We start from the raw sequence: 13,939 nt of genomic DNA, 5'->3' as shown, positions 1-13,939 counted from the left end.
TCTTCGTCCCGCCCATAAAATTGAGTACGCTGTACCCATATGAAAGAGCGTACACCCTACGCAGATCGCCGCAAGGGAATTTAGGATGGCGGCACCATGACGACGGACTCCGCAGACAGTGCAGACGGCCCGGACAACGAGGGCCTCGCCCGGCTGAAGCGCAGCCTCGACCTGCTGTGGAGCGGCGGGGAGAGACCGCGGCCCGCGCGCGGCCCCAAACCGGGGCTCACGCTCGAACGGATCGTCGTCACCGCCATCGACCTCGCCAACCGCGAGGGGCTCGGCGCCCTCTCCATGCGCAAGGTCGCGGGCGAGCTGGGCGTCGGCACCATGTCGCTGTACCGGTACGTGCCGGGCAAGGGCGAGCTGATCGACCTGATGGTCGACCACGTCAACGGGCCCGTGGAGGAGCTGGAGGAGAGCCGCGGCCTGGGCTGGCGGGCCACGATGGAGTTCATCGCGGAGTCCTCCTGGACCCTCTACACCACGAACTCCTGGATCCTCCAGGTCAACCAGGCCCGCCCGATCCTGGGCCCCAACTCCATGGCGGGCTTCGAATACGCCCTGGAGGCCCTGGAGGGGCTCGGGCTCAGCGGCCAGGAGCAGGTCGGGCTCCTGGTCGCGATCGACAACCTGGTGACGGGCGCCGCGCGCTCCCACGTGCTCTACCAGCAGGCCGCGCAGCAGTCAGGGGTGACGGACGAGGAGTTCTGGAACACCCAGGGGCCCTACGTGGAGCGGGCGATGCGGGACGGCGCGTTCCCGCTGATGGAGGCGCTGCCGGAGGACTCGTTCGCGGCGACCGGCGAGCAGCTCATGCGCTTCGGCCTGGGGGCCCTGCTCGACGGCTTCGCCGCGCTCATCGCGAGCCGCGCCGGAAGAGACGGCGCAGCCCCAGCCACAGGCCCAGAGCCACCGCGAAGGTGACGCCGCCGATCACGACCTTCCCGCCGTCCCGGTCCGTGCCCTCGCCGTCGCCGCCACCGGCCCCGGACGAGGCGCCGGACGAGGCGCCGCCGCCCTTGCCGTCCTCGCCGCTCCGCTCCGCGCGGATGACGCTCTCCGGGCGGCGCTGGCCCTCCAGCTCGACCGGCTCGACCTCGCTGTTCGCGCCCTCCGAGCCGAACATCAGGGTCCGCCCGTCGGGCGTGAACGTCACCGACTCGCCCTGCCGCTGGAGCGGCACGGGCACCGTGCCGAGGCTCTCCGGCTCCGTGCCGTCCTTCCAGCGGAAGATCTCGCCGCTGAAGTAGCTGCGCAGCATCAGCCGGGTGCCGTCGGGCGAGAACGCGCCGTCCGTCGCGTAGACCTTCGTGTCCGCGATCCGGCGGAACGTGTTGACGCCGCCCGCCGTCAGCTTCCCCGGGCCCTCGTAGATCCCGCCCTTGCCCTCGTCGCTCTTGCTGGTGAGGTAGACCCGGCCGGTCTTCGGGTGGACCATCAGCGACTCGGCGTCGCGCGGCCCGTCGTCGTACTTCACCGTGTAACGCGTAGGGGTGACCGAGATGTTGCCCTTGAGCCGCTCGGGCTCGTGGAAGCGGTAGATCCACACCTCGGGCCAGCGGCCGTTGAAGTTGTCGCCGATGTCCCCGACGAAGACGTCGCCGTCCGGGCCGACCGAGACCGCCTCGACGTCGCGCGGGTCGATGCCGCGCAGCGTGACGGTGGCGACCGTCTTTCCCGTACGGCCGTCGACCGCGTACACGTACGGGCCGTCGTCGGAGTCGTTGTGCGTCCAGTAGACGCCCTTGTGGGCGCGGCTGGCGGCGAGGCCGCTGGACTCGGTGATCCGCTCGTCCTCGATCGTGAAGCTGTCGGGGGTGTCGGCCGCGGCCGGGGGCGCCCCCGTCAGCAGCAGACCGGTCACACCGGCCAGACCGGCGGCACCGGCCACCCCGGCGACAGCGACAGCACGCACACGCGACCCCACAGACATGCCCTCCAGTGTCCAGCATCACGGTGCAGCTCAGAGCGTGATCCACAAGGATGTGGGGATGCGCGTTCTCTGCGTCGGCGACTCGATGACCATCGGCGCCGCCGGCGACTACACCTGGCGGTACCGGATGTGGCGGCACCTGTGCCGTACGTACGGCGGGCCGTTCCGTATCGTCGGGCCGCGCACCGCGCTGCACGAGGACTCCCTCGACTACGCCGAGCCCGCGTTCCCCGAGAAGGCCCGCGGCCATCTCGCCGGGTGGGGCGAGGGCTGGCAGCACCTGGCGCCCGTCGTCGGGGACGCCGTCCGCGCGCACAAGGCGGACACGCTGCTGGTCTCGCTGGGACTGATAGACCTCGGCTTCTACACGGACGCCGAACAGACCGTCGAGCACGTCCGCCGCTTCCTCGACGGGGCCCGCGCCGCCGCGCCGCGGCTGCGCGCCGTGCTGCTGCCGGTCATCCCCAACGTCCGCGCCGCCTCCGACCCCGCGTTCGGCGCCGAGTGCGCGCACTTCAACGAACTGCTGGCCAAGACCGCGGCCGACCTCTCCGAGCCGCGCTCACCCCTGCTGCTCGCCTCCCCGCCCCACGACTGGGACCTCGACCGCGACACGTACGACGGCACGCACCCCTCGTCCGAGGGCGAGCACCGGATCGCCGCCGCCTTCGCGGAGGCGCTGCACCAGGGCTGGGACGTCGGCGGCCCGTACGTCCGCGAGGGGCACGGGGAACGTCAGGGCACCTCGCGCAGATAGAGCGCGCCGCAGCTGTGGCAGAGCGGCTCGCCCTGCGGTGTGCCCCACGCTTCGCTGGACTGCGTCGCCGAGGCGGGGTCCAGGTCGCGCCCGCACATGGCCGTGGTGCCGTCCAGCCGCACCACGTGCCAGATCTTGACCTTGGCGTCCCGCTCCCCCGGCGAGACCCCTTCCTCGTATTCCGCTCGCAATTCGTGTTCCATGCGCCCACACTGCCTCAGTCGCCGCGATACCGCGCGGCGTCGAACGCCCGCCCCGCGCGATCCCGGCACGATGTACGCACCGGAGAGGACCAGTCCCATGCAGTCGCCGCAGCAGCCCGGCACCGCCGCCGTACGCGAGTACCCGGTCGGAGGCGCGGCCTCCGGTCCGTACGGGATCGCGTGCGGGCCCGACGGCGCGCTGTGGCTGACCCTGGTCCACAGCGGCGAGATCGCCCGGCTCGTCCCGGGCGACGAGACCGGCGCCGAGACGCGCACGTTCCCGCTGGACTCCCGGGCCTGCGGGCCCACCGTGATCACGCCGGGGCCGGACGGCGCGCTGTGGTTCACCCGCTTCCAGGACCACCGCCTCGGCCGGATCACGACGCGCGGCACCGCCGAGTCCTTCTCCCTGCCCGAGCCGGACAGCGGGCCCTACGGGATCGCGGCGGGCCCCGACGGCGCCCTGTGGTTCACCGAGATGAACCGGGACCGGATCGGCCGGATCACCCCGGACGGCGAGGTCACCGAGTTCCCGCTGCCCTCCTCCGGCACGTACCCCTCGGCGATCGTCCAGGGCCCGGACGGCGCGCTGTGGTTCACCCTCAACCAGGGCAACGCGGTCGGCCGGATCACCGTGGACGGCCGGATCACCCTCCACCCGCTGCCCACGCCGGGCGCGGCGCCCGTCGGGATCGCGTGCGGGACGGACGGGGCGCTGTGGTTCGTGGAGATCGGCGCGGGCGCGGTGGGCCGCATCGCGGCGGAGGACGGCCCCGGCGACGGCCGGATACGCGAGTTCCCGCTCCCCGACCGTACGGCCAGGCCGCACGCGATCGTCGCGGACCCGGCGCCGGGCGGCGGCTGCTGGTTCACCGAGTGGGGCGGCAACCGGCTGGGCCACGTCTCGCCCGACGGCGCGATCACCGAATACCCCTTGCCGTCCCCCGCCTCCGAGCCGCACGGGCTCACGGTCGGCCCGGACGGCGCGGTCTGGGCGGCCCTGGAGACGGGCGCGGTGGCCCGCCTGGAACGTTGAACAGGTGACATCGGCGGAGCGCGCCCCTTGCCTGGAGCCCACTCGAAGCGCCTAGCGTGACGGCCATGGAGTACACGCAGCTAGGACGCACCGGGCTCAAGGTCAGCCGCCTCGTCCTCGGCACCATGAACTTCGGGCCGCAGACGGACGAGGCCGACAGTCACTCGATCATGGACGCGGCGCTCGACGCGGGCGTCAACTTCTTCGACACCGCCAACGCCTACGGCTGGGGCAACAACAAGGGCCGCACCGAGGAGATCATCGGCAACTGGTTCGCGAAGGGCGGCGACCGCCGCGACAAGACGGTCCTCGCCACCAAGGTCTACGCGAACATGGCGCCCGACGGCGCCTCGCCCTGGCCCAACCACGACCGCCTCTCGGCGCTGAACATCCGCCGCGCCGCCGAGGCCAGCCTGCGCCGGCTCCAGACCGACCACATCGACCTCTACCAGTTCCACCACGTCGACCGGCACACGCCGTGGGAGGAGATCTGGCAGGCCCTCGACGTCCTCGTCCAGCAGGGCAAGGTCCTCTACGCGGGCTCCAGCAACTTCGCGGGCTGGCACATCGCCCAGGCCAACGAGACGGCGGCCCGCCTCGGCTCGTACGGCCTGGTCAGCGAGCAGTGCCTCTACAACCTCGCCGAGCGCCGCGCCGAGATGGAGGTCGTCCCCGCCGCCCAGTCGTACGGCCTGGGGGTCATCCCCTGGTCCCCGCTGCACGGCGGACTGCTGGGCGGCGCCCTGCGCAAGTCCCGCGAGGGCGGCAAGGGCCGCTCCGCCTCGGGCCGCGCCGCGGACGCGCTGGCCCACACGCAGGTCCGCGAGCAGATCGAGGCGTACGAGGCACTCGCCGACAAGCACGGCCTCGACCCCGGCGAGATCGCCCTCGCCTGGCTCCTGACCCGCCCCGGCGTCACGGGCCCCATCGTCGGCCCCCGCACGAGCGCCCAGCTCGACTCGGCCCTCCGCGCGGTCGACCTGACCCTCCCGGAAGAGCTCCTCACCACCCTGGAAACCCTCTTCCCCGGCCCGGGCCCCTCCCCGGAGGCCTTCGCCTGGTAGCCCCGACGGGCCTCACTCGAAGGTGACGCTCCCCTTTTGACCTGGGCAGACATTGTGCAAGCATGGGCGCATGGCTACCAGGATGCTCAGCGTGCGCATAGACAGCGAGACCCTTGAGTCGGTGAAGGAGCGGGCCCAGGAGCGAGGCATGACCGTCCAGGACTACGTCGTGCGGTCACTCCAGCGGGACGAGTTCGAGGAGCGCTTCAAGGAGGCGTTCACCGAATCGCTGGAGCTGTACGGCGATGTCCTGGCCGAGGCGGACATCGAGGCGTTGCCACCCCAGAAGGGGACCGAGGCCGCGTGACCCACCACCTCGACTTCCGCCAGCTCCTCTGGGCGGCGGAACAGCTCCCTGGCGATCCGCAGGCGGACGACTACGGCGCACTCGTGGTCGCCGCCGAGCGGACCGCGGCCGAGGCGTTCGGTTACGAGGTCTACGGCTCCACGCCGCTCAAGGCCGCCGCCCTGCTCCAGACGATCGTCCTCCTCGAACCGCTGGAGCACAGCAACCGCACATTCGGCTTCGCCGCCGCCAGGGCCTTCCTGATGGCGAACGGCATGCGCCTGCGCCCGAAACCGGACGAGTTGCGTGAGCTGATGGCGGACATCCGACCCGGCGCAGCCGGTGTCCGGGCCATCGCCGAACGGCTCACACGCTGGACCGAGATCTAGCTCTCAGTTGCCGCCCAGGGCCGAGGCGAGGATCACGACGACGAAGAGGAGCAGAAGCGTGGCCGTCACCACGCGCATTCTGGTCTTGGCATTCACACCGACAACGGTAGCCGGGTGCCGGGCGGCGCCGTGGTGAGGGGTCACTCACCCAGGGGCCAGCTGGTCAGCGGCTCGTAGCGGGGCTTCTCGCCCTCCTGGCCCGAGACCGGCAGGCGGCTGTGGACCAGGGTGAGGCGGTCCGCCGTCCAGGAGGTGCCGGTGAAGGGGCCGAGGGCCTCGACGTACGGGCGCAGGTCCACCGGGTCCGAGCGGCGGACGCGGGCGAGGGTGAGGTGGGGGCGGAAGGGGCCGTGGGGCTCGTCCATGGTCAGCCCCGAGCGGCGTCCGGCGGCGGCAGCGGCTCCGGCCAGCCGCTTCAGGGGCTCGCGGTCGCTGCCCTCGCCGAGCCCCGCCCACAGCGCCCGGTCGCCGAACCGGCCGCCGCCCGCGAGCCGCAGCGTGAGGGGCGCGGCGCGGTGGGCGGCGCGGGCGAGGCGTTCGCGCAGTTCCTCGCGCGTCTCCGGGTCCTCCACCTCGCCGTAGAAGGCGAGGGTGAAGTGCCATCCCGCGCGCTCGGTCCAGCGCAGCTCGCCCGCGCCGGGGAGGGCGCGCAAGCCCTCGGCGGCACGGGCGAGTTCGTCGGCGACGGGGTCCGGCGGCAGGACGGCGGCGAAGAGTCTCATCGGGACAGGATGCGGTCTCCTACGCCGCCTCGGCGACCGGCTCCCGTTCACGCTCGTGCGAGCGCGCCGTCGCCGCCGCGGTCGCCGCCGTCGGCACGAAGCGGACGTGCGGGTGGCCAGGGCGCAGGTCGACCGCGAGCTTCAGGCCCGCGAGGCGCCCGAGGACCAGCGCGACGACGACCGCGATCGCGGCCGAGATCAGCCCGCCCGCCACGAAGCCGATCCGGGGACCGTACGTGTCGGTGACCCAGCCCATGATCGGTCCGCCGATGGGCGTGCCACCCATGAAGACCATCACGTACAGGCTCATCACCCGGCCCCGCATCACGGGGTCGGAGGCCATCTGGACGCTGGCGTTCGCCGTGACGTTGAAGGTCAGGCCGACGATGCCGATCGGGGCCATCAGCGCGGCGAAGATCCAGTACGACGGCGAGAGCGCGGCGGCCATCTCCAGCACCCCGAAGAGCAGCGCGGCGCCGACCATCAGCCGCATCCGGGAGTGCCCGCGGCGCGCGGAGAGCAGCGCACCGGCCACGGAGCCGACCGCCATCAGCGAGTTGAGCAGCGCGTACGTGCCGGGGCCCGCCTCGAAGACCTTGTCGGTGAACGCGGTCAGCCAGATGGGGAAGTTGAAGCCGAAGGTGCCGATGAACCCGACGAGGACGATGGGCCACAGCAGCTCGGGGTGCGTACGGACGTAGTTCAGGCCCTCGCGCAGCTGGCCCTTGCTGCGCGGCGCGCGCTCGCTGGGCGTCAGCTCGCCGGTGCGCATCAGCAGCAGCGCGACGAGGGGCGCGACGAAGGAGAGCCCGTTGAAGAGGAACGCCCAGCCGCTGCCGACGGCCGAGATCAGCAGACCGGCGACGGCGGGCCCGGTGATGCGGGCCGTCTGGAAGTTCGCCGAGTTGAGCGCGACCGCGTTCCGTATCTGGTCGGGGCCGACCATCTCGGAGACGAAGGTCTGCCGCGCCGGGTTGTCGACGACGGTGACCAGGCCGAGGACGAACGCGAGCGCGTAGATGTGACCGGCCTGGACGTGCCCGGAGAGCGTCAGCGCGGCGAGCGCGAGCCCGGTCAGGCCCATCATGGTCTGGGTGATCAGCAGCAGCATGCGCTTGGAGCAGCGGTCGGCGATCACGCCGCCGTACAGCCCGAAGAGCAGCAGGGGGAGGAACTGGAGGGCCGTGGTGATGCCGACGGCCGTGGAGGAGCCGGTGAGGCTCAGGACCAGCCAGTCCTGGGCGATGCGCTGCATCCAGGTGCCGGTGTTGGAGACGACCTGGCCGCCCGCGAAGAGCCGGTAGTTACGGATCCGCAGCGAGCTGAACATCGAGGTCTTGGCGGGACCTTGGGCAGCGGGGGTCTTGGTCGTGGTGGTGTGACGGGGTGCGGGTGCGGAGTCTGCTCCGTTGCCCGTACTCACAGGGGGTTCGCCTCCTCGGCTCTTTCGTCTTGCTTCTTACAGATGCGCGAGTTTCTCCAGCACGGGCGCGGCGGCGCGCAGCGTCGCCCAGTCGTCCTCGTCCAGCTCGGCGACGAGCTCGGCCAGCCACGCGTTCCGCTTCGTGCGGGCGGCGGCGAGCATGGATTCGGCCTGCTCGGTCTGGGTGACCACCTTCTGGCGGCGGTCCTCCGGGTGCGCTTCGAGCCTGACCAGCCCCTTGGCCTCCAGCATCGCCACGATCCGGGTCATCGACGGCGGCTGCACGTGCTCCTTGCGCGCCAGCTCGCTCGGGGTGGCCGAGCCGCAGCGGGCGAGGGTGCCGAGCACGGACATCTCCGTGGGGCTCAGCGACTCGTCGACCCGCTGGTGCTTGAGCCGTCGGGAGAGGCGCATCACGGCAGAGCGCAGCGCGTTGACCGCGGCGGCGTCAGCGGTGTCGGGAGTGTCGGGGGGCTGTTCCGGCATGTTATTTAGAGTAACTCATTACTGCGCCTAAAGACCACCAGGTTTACGGCCCGTATCTCACACGTACGGGTGAGACGGCGCACATTCCCAGGACAACTCAAGGGGTCTGGCGTGGACCTTGGTGGGGTGACCGCGTCAACCTCGCACTCTCCCGACTCCAAGGTGCTGAGCCTGCGGATAGACAGCGCGCTCTTCACCCGTCTCTCCGAGCACGCCGCCAAGCGCGGAATGAGCGTCCAGGACTACGTGGTCCGCATGCTCGTCCGCGACGATTTCGACGAACGGTTCCAGACAGCCGTCGAGGAGACCGAGCGGTTCTACGGGCATTCGGCCTGAGCCCCGCGTTCCCCGCACTCCCCCGTCGGGAGCGGGAGGCGCAGGGCGAACACCGAGCCCCGTCCCGGCGTGCTGGCCGCCGTGACCGTGCCCCCGTGCGCCTCCGCGAGCTTGCGGACGATGGCCAGGCCCAGCCCGCTGCCGCCGCCTCTGCGGCCGCGGGACTTCTCCGCGCGCCAGAACCGGTCGAAGACGTGCGGCAGTTCGCCGGGCGCGATGCCCGTCCCCGTGTCCGCGACCTCCAGCACCGCCTCCCCGCCCTCGCACCGGGCCGACAGCGTCACCGTGCCGCCCGCGGGCGTGTGCCGGACGGCGTTCGAGACGAGGTTGCCGACCGCCTGGCGCAGCCGTACGGGGTCGGCGTCCAGCTCCGGGGCCCCCGCCCCCGTCCCCGCCCCCGCGCCTTCGCCGGGTTCCGCGACCGTCAGCGTCACGCCCGCCGCCTCGGCCGCGGCGCGGTGCGCGACGGCGGTCGCGCGCAGCAGCTCCGCCACCTCCACCCGCTCCTTCTCCAGCCGCAGTTCGCCCGCGTCCGCCTCCGCCAGGTCCCGCAGGTCGTCGATGACGTGCTGGAGCAGCAGGGCCTGGCTCAGCAGTGCGGAGACCAGCTCGGGGTCGGGGTCGGCGAGGCCGTCCTCCACGGCCTCCAGCCAGCCCCGGATGTTGCTCAGCGGCGTCCGCAGCTCGTGCGCGACGTCGCTGGTCATCGCCTTGCGCGCGGCTTCGAGCTGGGCGCGGCGCGCCGACATCGCGTTGAAGGCCGCCGACAGCCGCGCGATCTCGTCGCCGCCCGCCACCTCCACGCGCGCCGCGAGATCGCCCTCCTCCATCCGCCGCGCGGCCCGCGTCAGCGTCCGCAGCGGCCTGACCAGCCGTACGCCCGCGAGCGCGGTCACCGCCACCGTCACCACCAGCACCAGCGCCGCGCCCCCGGCGATCCGCAGCTTGTTGCCCGGCGAGAGGTCGAAGAAGGTCGAGGCGGTACGGCCCGTGCTGCCGACGTAGAGCCGCACGGCGGGCGCCACGTACGAGGCGAGCTGCTGGCTGCGGCTGGTGGCGAGGCACGAGGCGGCGCGCGGGGAGCGGGCGTCGTCGCGCACCCGCGTCGGCTGCCAGCTCCCGTCCAGCTCCAGCCGGACGCCGGGCTCGCCGCGCCGCGACAGGCAGGCATTCACCAGGGAGTTGAGCGCCTTGAGCGCCTTGGCCTCGGTGGGGGTGGGCTCGTCGAGCCGCTCGTCCGAGCAGCGCACGCCCCCGGTGCCCGGCGGCGCGGGCGCGGGCGCCTTCGACGGCGCCTCGGGCGGCCTGGACGGCACGTCGGTCGGCGCCGCCGTGACCGGCCTGCCCGACGGTTCGCCCGAGGGCTCGGCCGGCACCTTGGGCACGCCGCCCTCGGTCGGCGCCCCGGAAGGTTCCGTGCCGGACGGTTCCGTACGGGACGTGACGACCCGGGGCCGTCCGCTCGGGCCGACCTCGACCCGCGCCCGTACGCCCCGCGCGGCGGTCCGGCACTCGGCCACCCGCTTCGCGTAGGTACGCAGGCGGGTGCGCTCGGCCTCGGGCAGCCGGAACGGGCCCACCGCGCGCGGGTCGATCCCGTCCGCCGCGCCCTCCGGCAGCAGCTGGGGGTCGACGGCGAGCGGGTCGACGACCGCCGTGGGCCGGTCCGGCGGCCGGTACGGACGCTCCGGTTCCGGGTCGGAGTCGGCCACCGCGCGCCCGGCCTTGTCGAGCAGCACGACGCGGTGCCCCGTACGGGCCGCGAGCCGGCCGACGAGGGGACCGGCGCCGTCCCAGTCCGGGTGCGCGGCGGCGTGGCCGAGCAGCGCGTCGTAGATCCGCGCGTCGTCGGCGAGGGCCTGGCCGCGCTCCTCGCTGATCGCCACCGCCGTCGTCCGCACGACCACCCAGCCGGTCGCCGCGACCGAGCAGACGGAGACCAGCGCGGAGACCGCGAGCAGCCGCAGCAGCAGGCTGCGGCGCAGCGGGACGCCGGACTCCGGGGCCGGTCGCCCCACCGCGCGCCTCACCGGCCCGCCGCCCCTGCCGCGCGGACCGTCCGCAGTGCGCGAAGCCCCATGACGTATGCGGCGGCGCCGCGCGGCGGAACGCCGGGCTCCGGCGCGGGTCTCCGCGCGGACCGCCGGACCGGGGGCCTCACCGGCCCTCCTCGCCGACGGCCGGGTCGGCGAGCTTGTAGCCGACGCCGTAGACCGTCAGCAGGGTGCGGGGGTGGCGCGGGTCGTCCTCGATCTTCTTGCGGAGGTTCATGACGTGCACGTCGACCGTCCGGCTGGTGATGTACCCGTCGAAGCCGTGCAGCCGCTCCAGGATCTGCGCGCGCGTGAACACCTGCCCCGGCCGCTCCACGAGCACCTCCAGCAGCCGGAACTCGCCGGGCGTGCACTCGATGCGGCGGTCGTGCGCCCGTACCTCGTGTCGCGCGGGATCGACCGCCAGCGGCCCGGCGCACAGCGCGGCCGAGGCCTCGGGCTCCGGTCGCGCCCGGCGCTCGCCCCGGCGCAGCAGCGACCGGGCGCGCGCCGTCAGCTCGCGGGGGCTGAACGGCTTCGTCATGTAGTCGTCGGCGCCCAGGTCGAGCCCGAGCAGCAGGTCGTCCTCGGTGGAGCGGGCGGTCAGCATCAGCACCGGCAGATCGGCCAGCGCCTCCTCGGACCGTACGATCCGGCACACGTCGAACCCGCCCACGCGCGGCATCATCACGTCCAGCACGAGCAGGTCGGGCCGGTGCCGCCGCAGGGCTTCGAGGGCCGCCCGGCCGTCGTGGACGACGGTCACCGTGTGCCCCTCGCGGTCCAGGTAGCGGCGGATCAGCTCGGCCTGTCCCTCGTCGTCCTCGGCGACCACCACGTGCGCGTTCATGACGGCGAGTCTAGGAACGTCTGTTCCTTTCGGGGCCGTTCAGGGGCGGCTCCGGGCCAGGGCTCATCGAGCGGCCACCGGTTCCTGACAACCGTCTGACAATTGCCCGGCACTCTCACCGCCATGACACATCGCCTCACATCCGTACGGCGCGCCACCGCCGCCTGTGCCCTCGTCCTGTCCGCCTGCGCGGCGCTCACCGCCTGCGGAGGCGGCGGCTCCGGCGAGGACACCGGCGCGCGGAAGAACGTGGCCAACGTGAGCGACGCCTCGCCCTCGGCGAAGCCCGCGAAGCCGGAGAAGCAGGGGAAGCCGGGGAAGCCCGGCGAACCGAAGCCCGAGAAGCCCTCGAAGACGCCCGGGAAGCCCGGGAAGCCCGCCCCCGCGAAGCCCCCGAAGGCGGGGAATCCGGGGAGCCCGGGGAATCCGGAGCGGCCCTCGGCCCGGCCGAAGCGGCCGGGGACCCCGCGGTCGGAGTCGCCGTCCGCCGCGCCGAAGCTGCCCGGCTCCGCGAAGGACCGCCGCGTCTACCTCGACTGCCTGCGCGAGCACGGCGTGAAGGTGGAGAAGGCCACGCCCGCGCCCGTACCGGCGTCGAAGGCGAAGGCCGTGCGGGCCTGCGCGGCGAAGGTGTCCGGCGCGCGGGGATAGCGCCGGCGCGGCCGGGGCCATCGGCCACTGACCACCGGCCGCACAACGGAACGGGCGGGGCCTCCTGGGAGAGGCGCCCGCCCGTTCGCCCGTACGTCATCACGTCCGTACGTCAGCGGCTACTTCACGCCGAGCACCTGCTCGATCGGGTTGAGCAGGAAGTAGACGAGGAAGCAGAAGCCGACGGCGTTCAGCAGCCACGGCACCTCACGGATCCGGCCCGTCGCCGCGCGCAGCACGATGAACGCGATCACGCCCATGCCGATGCCGTTGGTGATGCTGTACGTGAACGGCATCGAGATCAGCGTCAGGAACGCCGGGATCGCGACCGTCGGATCGCCCCAGTCGATGTCCCGGACGTTCGAGGACATGATCAGGAAGCCGACGACGATCAGCGCGGGCGTCGCGGCCTGCGAGGGGACGACCGTCGCGAGCGGCGTGAAGACGAGCGCGAGCAGGAAGAGCCCGCCGGACATCAGGTTGGCGAGGCCCGTCCTGGCGCCCTCGCCGACGCCCGCCGTGGACTCCACGAAGCAGGTGTTGGCCGAGCAGGAGCCGACGCCGCCCGCCGCGACGCCGACGCCGTCCATGAAGAGGATCCGGCCCATCCGCGGGAGCTGGCCGTCCTTGTCCGCGAGGCCGGACTCCTCGCCGACGCCGATGATGGTGCCCATCGCGTCGAAGAAGCCGGACAGCAGCACGGTGAAGACGAAGAGGCAGCCCGTCAGCCAGCCCACCTCGTGGAAGCCGCCGAAGAGGCTCACGTCGCCGATGAGCCCGAAGTCCGGGGTGCCGACGATCGAGTCCGGCACCTTCGGGACGGCCAGGCCCCAGGCGGTGTCGGGGATCTCCGCGATCGTGTTGATCAGGATCGCGACGAAGGTCATCACGACGATGCCGATCAGGATGGCGCCCTTGGTCTTCCGGACCAGCAGGACGAACATCAGGATCAGCCCGAGCACGAAGACCAGCACCGGCCAGCCCTGGAGCTGGCCGCCCTGGCCGAGACCGAGCGGCACGGTCGTGTGCGCCTTGTCGGGGTTGCGGGTCACGAAGCCCGAGTCGACGAGGCCGATGAGGCAGATGAAGAGGCCGATGCCGATCGCGATGGAGCGGCGCAGCCCGTTCGGGATCGCGTCCATCACGCGCTGCCGCAGCCCGGAGGCGACCAGCACCATCAGCACGAAGCCCGCGAGCACGACCATGCCCATGGCGTCGGGCCAGCTCATCTTGGGCGCGAGCTGGAGCGAGACGACGGCGTTGATGCCGAGCCCGGCCGCGAGGGCGATGGGCACGTTGCCGATGACGCCCATGAGAACGGTCGTGAGCCCGGCCATCAGCGCGGTGGCGGTCACGAGCTGGCCGTTGTCGAGCTGGTGGCCGAACTTGTCCGTACCGGCGCCGAGGATGATCGGGTTCAGGATGATGATGTACGCCATCGCAAAGAACGTGGCGAGGCCACCCCGGATCTCCTGGCTCACGGACGAGCCGCGCTCCGAGATCCGGAAGAAGCGGTCCAGCGGGGAGCTGGGGATGGGCTTGAGGGAAAGGGGTTCGCCCTTGCCCTTCTCGGTGTCGGCCGGACCGGCCGGACCCGAAGCGGACATGCGTGACCTCGAAGGTGCTCAGGAGTGGCGGTGCGTGGATCAACTTGGAGCATCGAACGAATGAAACCGGTCAATTCCAAGTAGGTTCAGTATGAACAAACAAGCCCGGTGATCGCTATCTCCGCGCGTAGACATCTCCGGGGACTGGCTAGGCTTGGCC

16 protein-coding genes are annotated in these 13,939 nt (G+C 72.4%); 8 read left to right on the top strand and 8 right to left on the bottom strand.

The genetic code is table 11. From position 1 onward, the window contains the following. Positions 1-96 precede the first annotated feature (96 nt). Positions 97-927 carry a TetR/AcrR family transcriptional regulator gene (locus ACGF3A_RS13405; RefSeq protein WP_393728990.1) on the top strand — a complete coding sequence of 277 codons (831 nt, stop codon included), beginning with the start codon at positions 97-99 and terminating at the stop codon, positions 925-927. Here the strand turns inward: ACGF3A_RS13405 and ACGF3A_RS13400 are convergent. Further along, entirely contained in the window at positions 860-1,936 is a 1,077-nt protein-coding gene (locus ACGF3A_RS13400) for a hypothetical protein (protein WP_393728988.1), read from the bottom strand. The genes ACGF3A_RS13405 and ACGF3A_RS13400 overlap by 68 nt on opposite strands. A gap of 58 nt (positions 1,937-1,994) precedes the next feature. On the opposite strand from ACGF3A_RS13400, the gene ACGF3A_RS13395 reads away from it, so the two are divergent. Then, positions 1,995-2,693: a GDSL-type esterase/lipase family protein gene (locus tag ACGF3A_RS13395; RefSeq protein ID WP_393728986.1), complete on the top strand. Its 699-nt coding sequence runs from the start codon at positions 1,995-1,997 to the stop codon at positions 2,691-2,693. Here ACGF3A_RS13395 and ACGF3A_RS13390 read toward each other — a convergent pair. Next, positions 2,672-2,896, bottom strand: a complete 225-nt coding sequence (locus ACGF3A_RS13390) for a hypothetical protein (RefSeq protein WP_393728984.1) — start codon at positions 2,894-2,896, stop codon at positions 2,672-2,674. The genes ACGF3A_RS13395 and ACGF3A_RS13390 overlap by 22 nt on opposite strands. Before the next feature lie 97 nt (positions 2,897-2,993). Between ACGF3A_RS13390 and ACGF3A_RS13385 the strand changes: the two genes are divergently transcribed. From ACGF3A_RS13385 to ACGF3A_RS13370, 4 genes are all read left to right on the top strand, one after another. Continuing rightward, positions 2,994-3,932, top strand: coding sequence for a virginiamycin B lyase (locus ACGF3A_RS13385; protein ID WP_393728982.1), 939 nt, complete (start codon positions 2,994-2,996; stop codon positions 3,930-3,932). Positions 3,933-3,997: 65 nt separating this feature from the next. Further along, positions 3,998-4,996: an aldo/keto reductase gene (locus ACGF3A_RS13380; protein ID WP_393728980.1), complete on the top strand. Its 999-nt coding sequence runs from the start codon at positions 3,998-4,000 to the stop codon at positions 4,994-4,996. Positions 4,997-5,066: 70 nt separating this feature from the next. Beyond that, the gene (locus ACGF3A_RS13375) at positions 5,067-5,303 is read left to right on the top strand and encodes a plasmid mobilization protein (protein WP_393728978.1); all 237 of its coding nucleotides are present in this window, start codon (positions 5,067-5,069) and stop codon (positions 5,301-5,303) included. Then, the gene (locus ACGF3A_RS13370; RefSeq protein WP_393728976.1) at positions 5,300-5,671 is read left to right on the top strand and encodes a fic family toxin-antitoxin system, toxin component; all 372 of its coding nucleotides are present in this window, start codon (positions 5,300-5,302) and stop codon (positions 5,669-5,671) included. Before ACGF3A_RS13375 ends, ACGF3A_RS13370 begins: the two co-directional genes overlap by 4 nt. A gap of 140 nt (positions 5,672-5,811) precedes the next feature. Here the strand turns inward: ACGF3A_RS13370 and thpR are convergent, their stop codons facing one another. The 3 genes from thpR to ACGF3A_RS13355 are packed head-to-tail and all read right to left on the bottom strand — an operon-like array spanning position 5,812 to position 8,302. Beyond that, positions 5,812-6,393 carry an RNA 2',3'-cyclic phosphodiesterase gene (gene thpR, locus ACGF3A_RS13365; protein ID WP_393728974.1) on the bottom strand — a complete coding sequence of 194 codons (582 nt, stop codon included), beginning with the start codon at positions 6,391-6,393 and terminating at the stop codon, positions 5,812-5,814. Between the two features lie 19 nt (positions 6,394-6,412). Next, a complete protein-coding gene (locus ACGF3A_RS13360) occupies positions 6,413-7,816 on the bottom strand; it encodes an MFS transporter (RefSeq protein ID WP_393728972.1) in 1,404 nt (467 codons plus the stop codon). Positions 7,817-7,852: 36 nt separating this feature from the next. Next, positions 7,853-8,302, bottom strand: coding sequence for a MarR family winged helix-turn-helix transcriptional regulator (locus tag ACGF3A_RS13355; RefSeq protein ID WP_393728970.1), 450 nt, complete (start codon positions 8,300-8,302; stop codon positions 7,853-7,855). A 126-nt stretch (positions 8,303-8,428) separates the two neighbouring features. Here ACGF3A_RS13355 and ACGF3A_RS13350 point away from each other — a divergent pair, with 126 nt between their 5' ends. Continuing rightward, positions 8,429-8,638 (top strand): hypothetical protein, encoded by a 210-nt coding sequence (locus ACGF3A_RS13350; protein WP_393728968.1) that lies wholly within the window; start codon positions 8,429-8,431, stop codon positions 8,636-8,638. On the opposite strand, the gene ACGF3A_RS13345 is transcribed toward ACGF3A_RS13350, so the two are convergent. Beyond that, a complete protein-coding gene (locus ACGF3A_RS13345) occupies positions 8,620-10,656 on the bottom strand; it encodes a sensor histidine kinase (RefSeq protein WP_393728966.1) in 2,037 nt (678 codons plus the stop codon). The genes ACGF3A_RS13350 and ACGF3A_RS13345 overlap by 19 nt on opposite strands. A 139-nt stretch (positions 10,657-10,795) precedes the next feature. Beyond that, on the bottom strand, positions 10,796-11,521 hold the full coding sequence (locus tag ACGF3A_RS13340; RefSeq protein WP_393728964.1) for a response regulator transcription factor: 726 nt from the start codon (positions 11,519-11,521) through the stop codon (positions 10,796-10,798). 123 nt (positions 11,522-11,644) lie between these two features. On the opposite strand from ACGF3A_RS13340, the gene ACGF3A_RS13335 reads away from it, so the two are divergent. After that, positions 11,645-12,172 carry a hypothetical protein gene (locus ACGF3A_RS13335; RefSeq protein WP_393728962.1) on the top strand — a complete coding sequence of 176 codons (528 nt, stop codon included), beginning with the start codon at positions 11,645-11,647 and terminating at the stop codon, positions 12,170-12,172. A 119-nt stretch (positions 12,173-12,291) separates the two neighbouring features. Here ACGF3A_RS13335 and ACGF3A_RS13330 read toward each other — a convergent pair whose 3' ends face one another. Next, entirely contained in the window at positions 12,292-13,779 is a 1,488-nt protein-coding gene (locus ACGF3A_RS13330; RefSeq protein ID WP_393728960.1) for an NCS2 family permease, read from the bottom strand. Between the last annotated feature and the right edge of the window lie 160 nt (positions 13,780-13,939).

This window comes from Streptomyces sp. NPDC048172 (genome assembly GCF_043202595.1).
GTDB lineage: Bacteria > Actinomycetota > Actinomycetes > Streptomycetales > Streptomycetaceae > Streptomyces.
Note: the sequence above shows the minus strand (reverse complement) of the source record. Positions and strands in the feature narration are given on the sequence as shown.

Bases quoted from the DNA above. Each gene is read 5' to 3' on its own strand.
- ACGF3A_RS13405 (WP_393728990.1), top strand. From the start codon at position 97: ATGACGACGGACTCCGCAGACAGTGCAGACGGCCCGGACAACGAGGGC.
- ACGF3A_RS13400 (WP_393728988.1), bottom strand. From the start codon at position 1,936: ATGTCTGTGGGGTCGCGTGTGCGTGCTGTCGCTGTCGCCGGGGTGGCC.
- ACGF3A_RS13395 (WP_393728986.1), top strand. From the start codon at position 1,995: ATGCGCGTTCTCTGCGTCGGCGACTCGATGACCATCGGCGCCGCCGGC.
- ACGF3A_RS13390 (WP_393728984.1), bottom strand. From the start codon at position 2,896: ATGGAACACGAATTGCGAGCGGAATACGAGGAAGGGGTCTCGCCGGGG.
- ACGF3A_RS13385 (WP_393728982.1), top strand. From the start codon at position 2,994: ATGCAGTCGCCGCAGCAGCCCGGCACCGCCGCCGTACGCGAGTACCCG.
- ACGF3A_RS13380 (WP_393728980.1), top strand. From the start codon at position 3,998: ATGGAGTACACGCAGCTAGGACGCACCGGGCTCAAGGTCAGCCGCCTC.
- ACGF3A_RS13375 (WP_393728978.1), top strand. From the start codon at position 5,067: ATGGCTACCAGGATGCTCAGCGTGCGCATAGACAGCGAGACCCTTGAG.
- thpR (WP_393728974.1), bottom strand. From the start codon at position 6,393: ATGAGACTCTTCGCCGCCGTCCTGCCGCCGGACCCCGTCGCCGACGAA.
- ACGF3A_RS13355 (WP_393728970.1), bottom strand. From the start codon at position 8,302: ATGCCGGAACAGCCCCCCGACACTCCCGACACCGCTGACGCCGCCGCG.
- ACGF3A_RS13340 (WP_393728964.1), bottom strand. From the start codon at position 11,521: ATGAACGCGCACGTGGTGGTCGCCGAGGACGACGAGGGACAGGCCGAG.
- ACGF3A_RS13335 (WP_393728962.1), top strand. From the start codon at position 11,645: ATGACACATCGCCTCACATCCGTACGGCGCGCCACCGCCGCCTGTGCC.
- ACGF3A_RS13330 (WP_393728960.1), bottom strand. From the start codon at position 13,779: ATGTCCGCTTCGGGTCCGGCCGGTCCGGCCGACACCGAGAAGGGCAAG.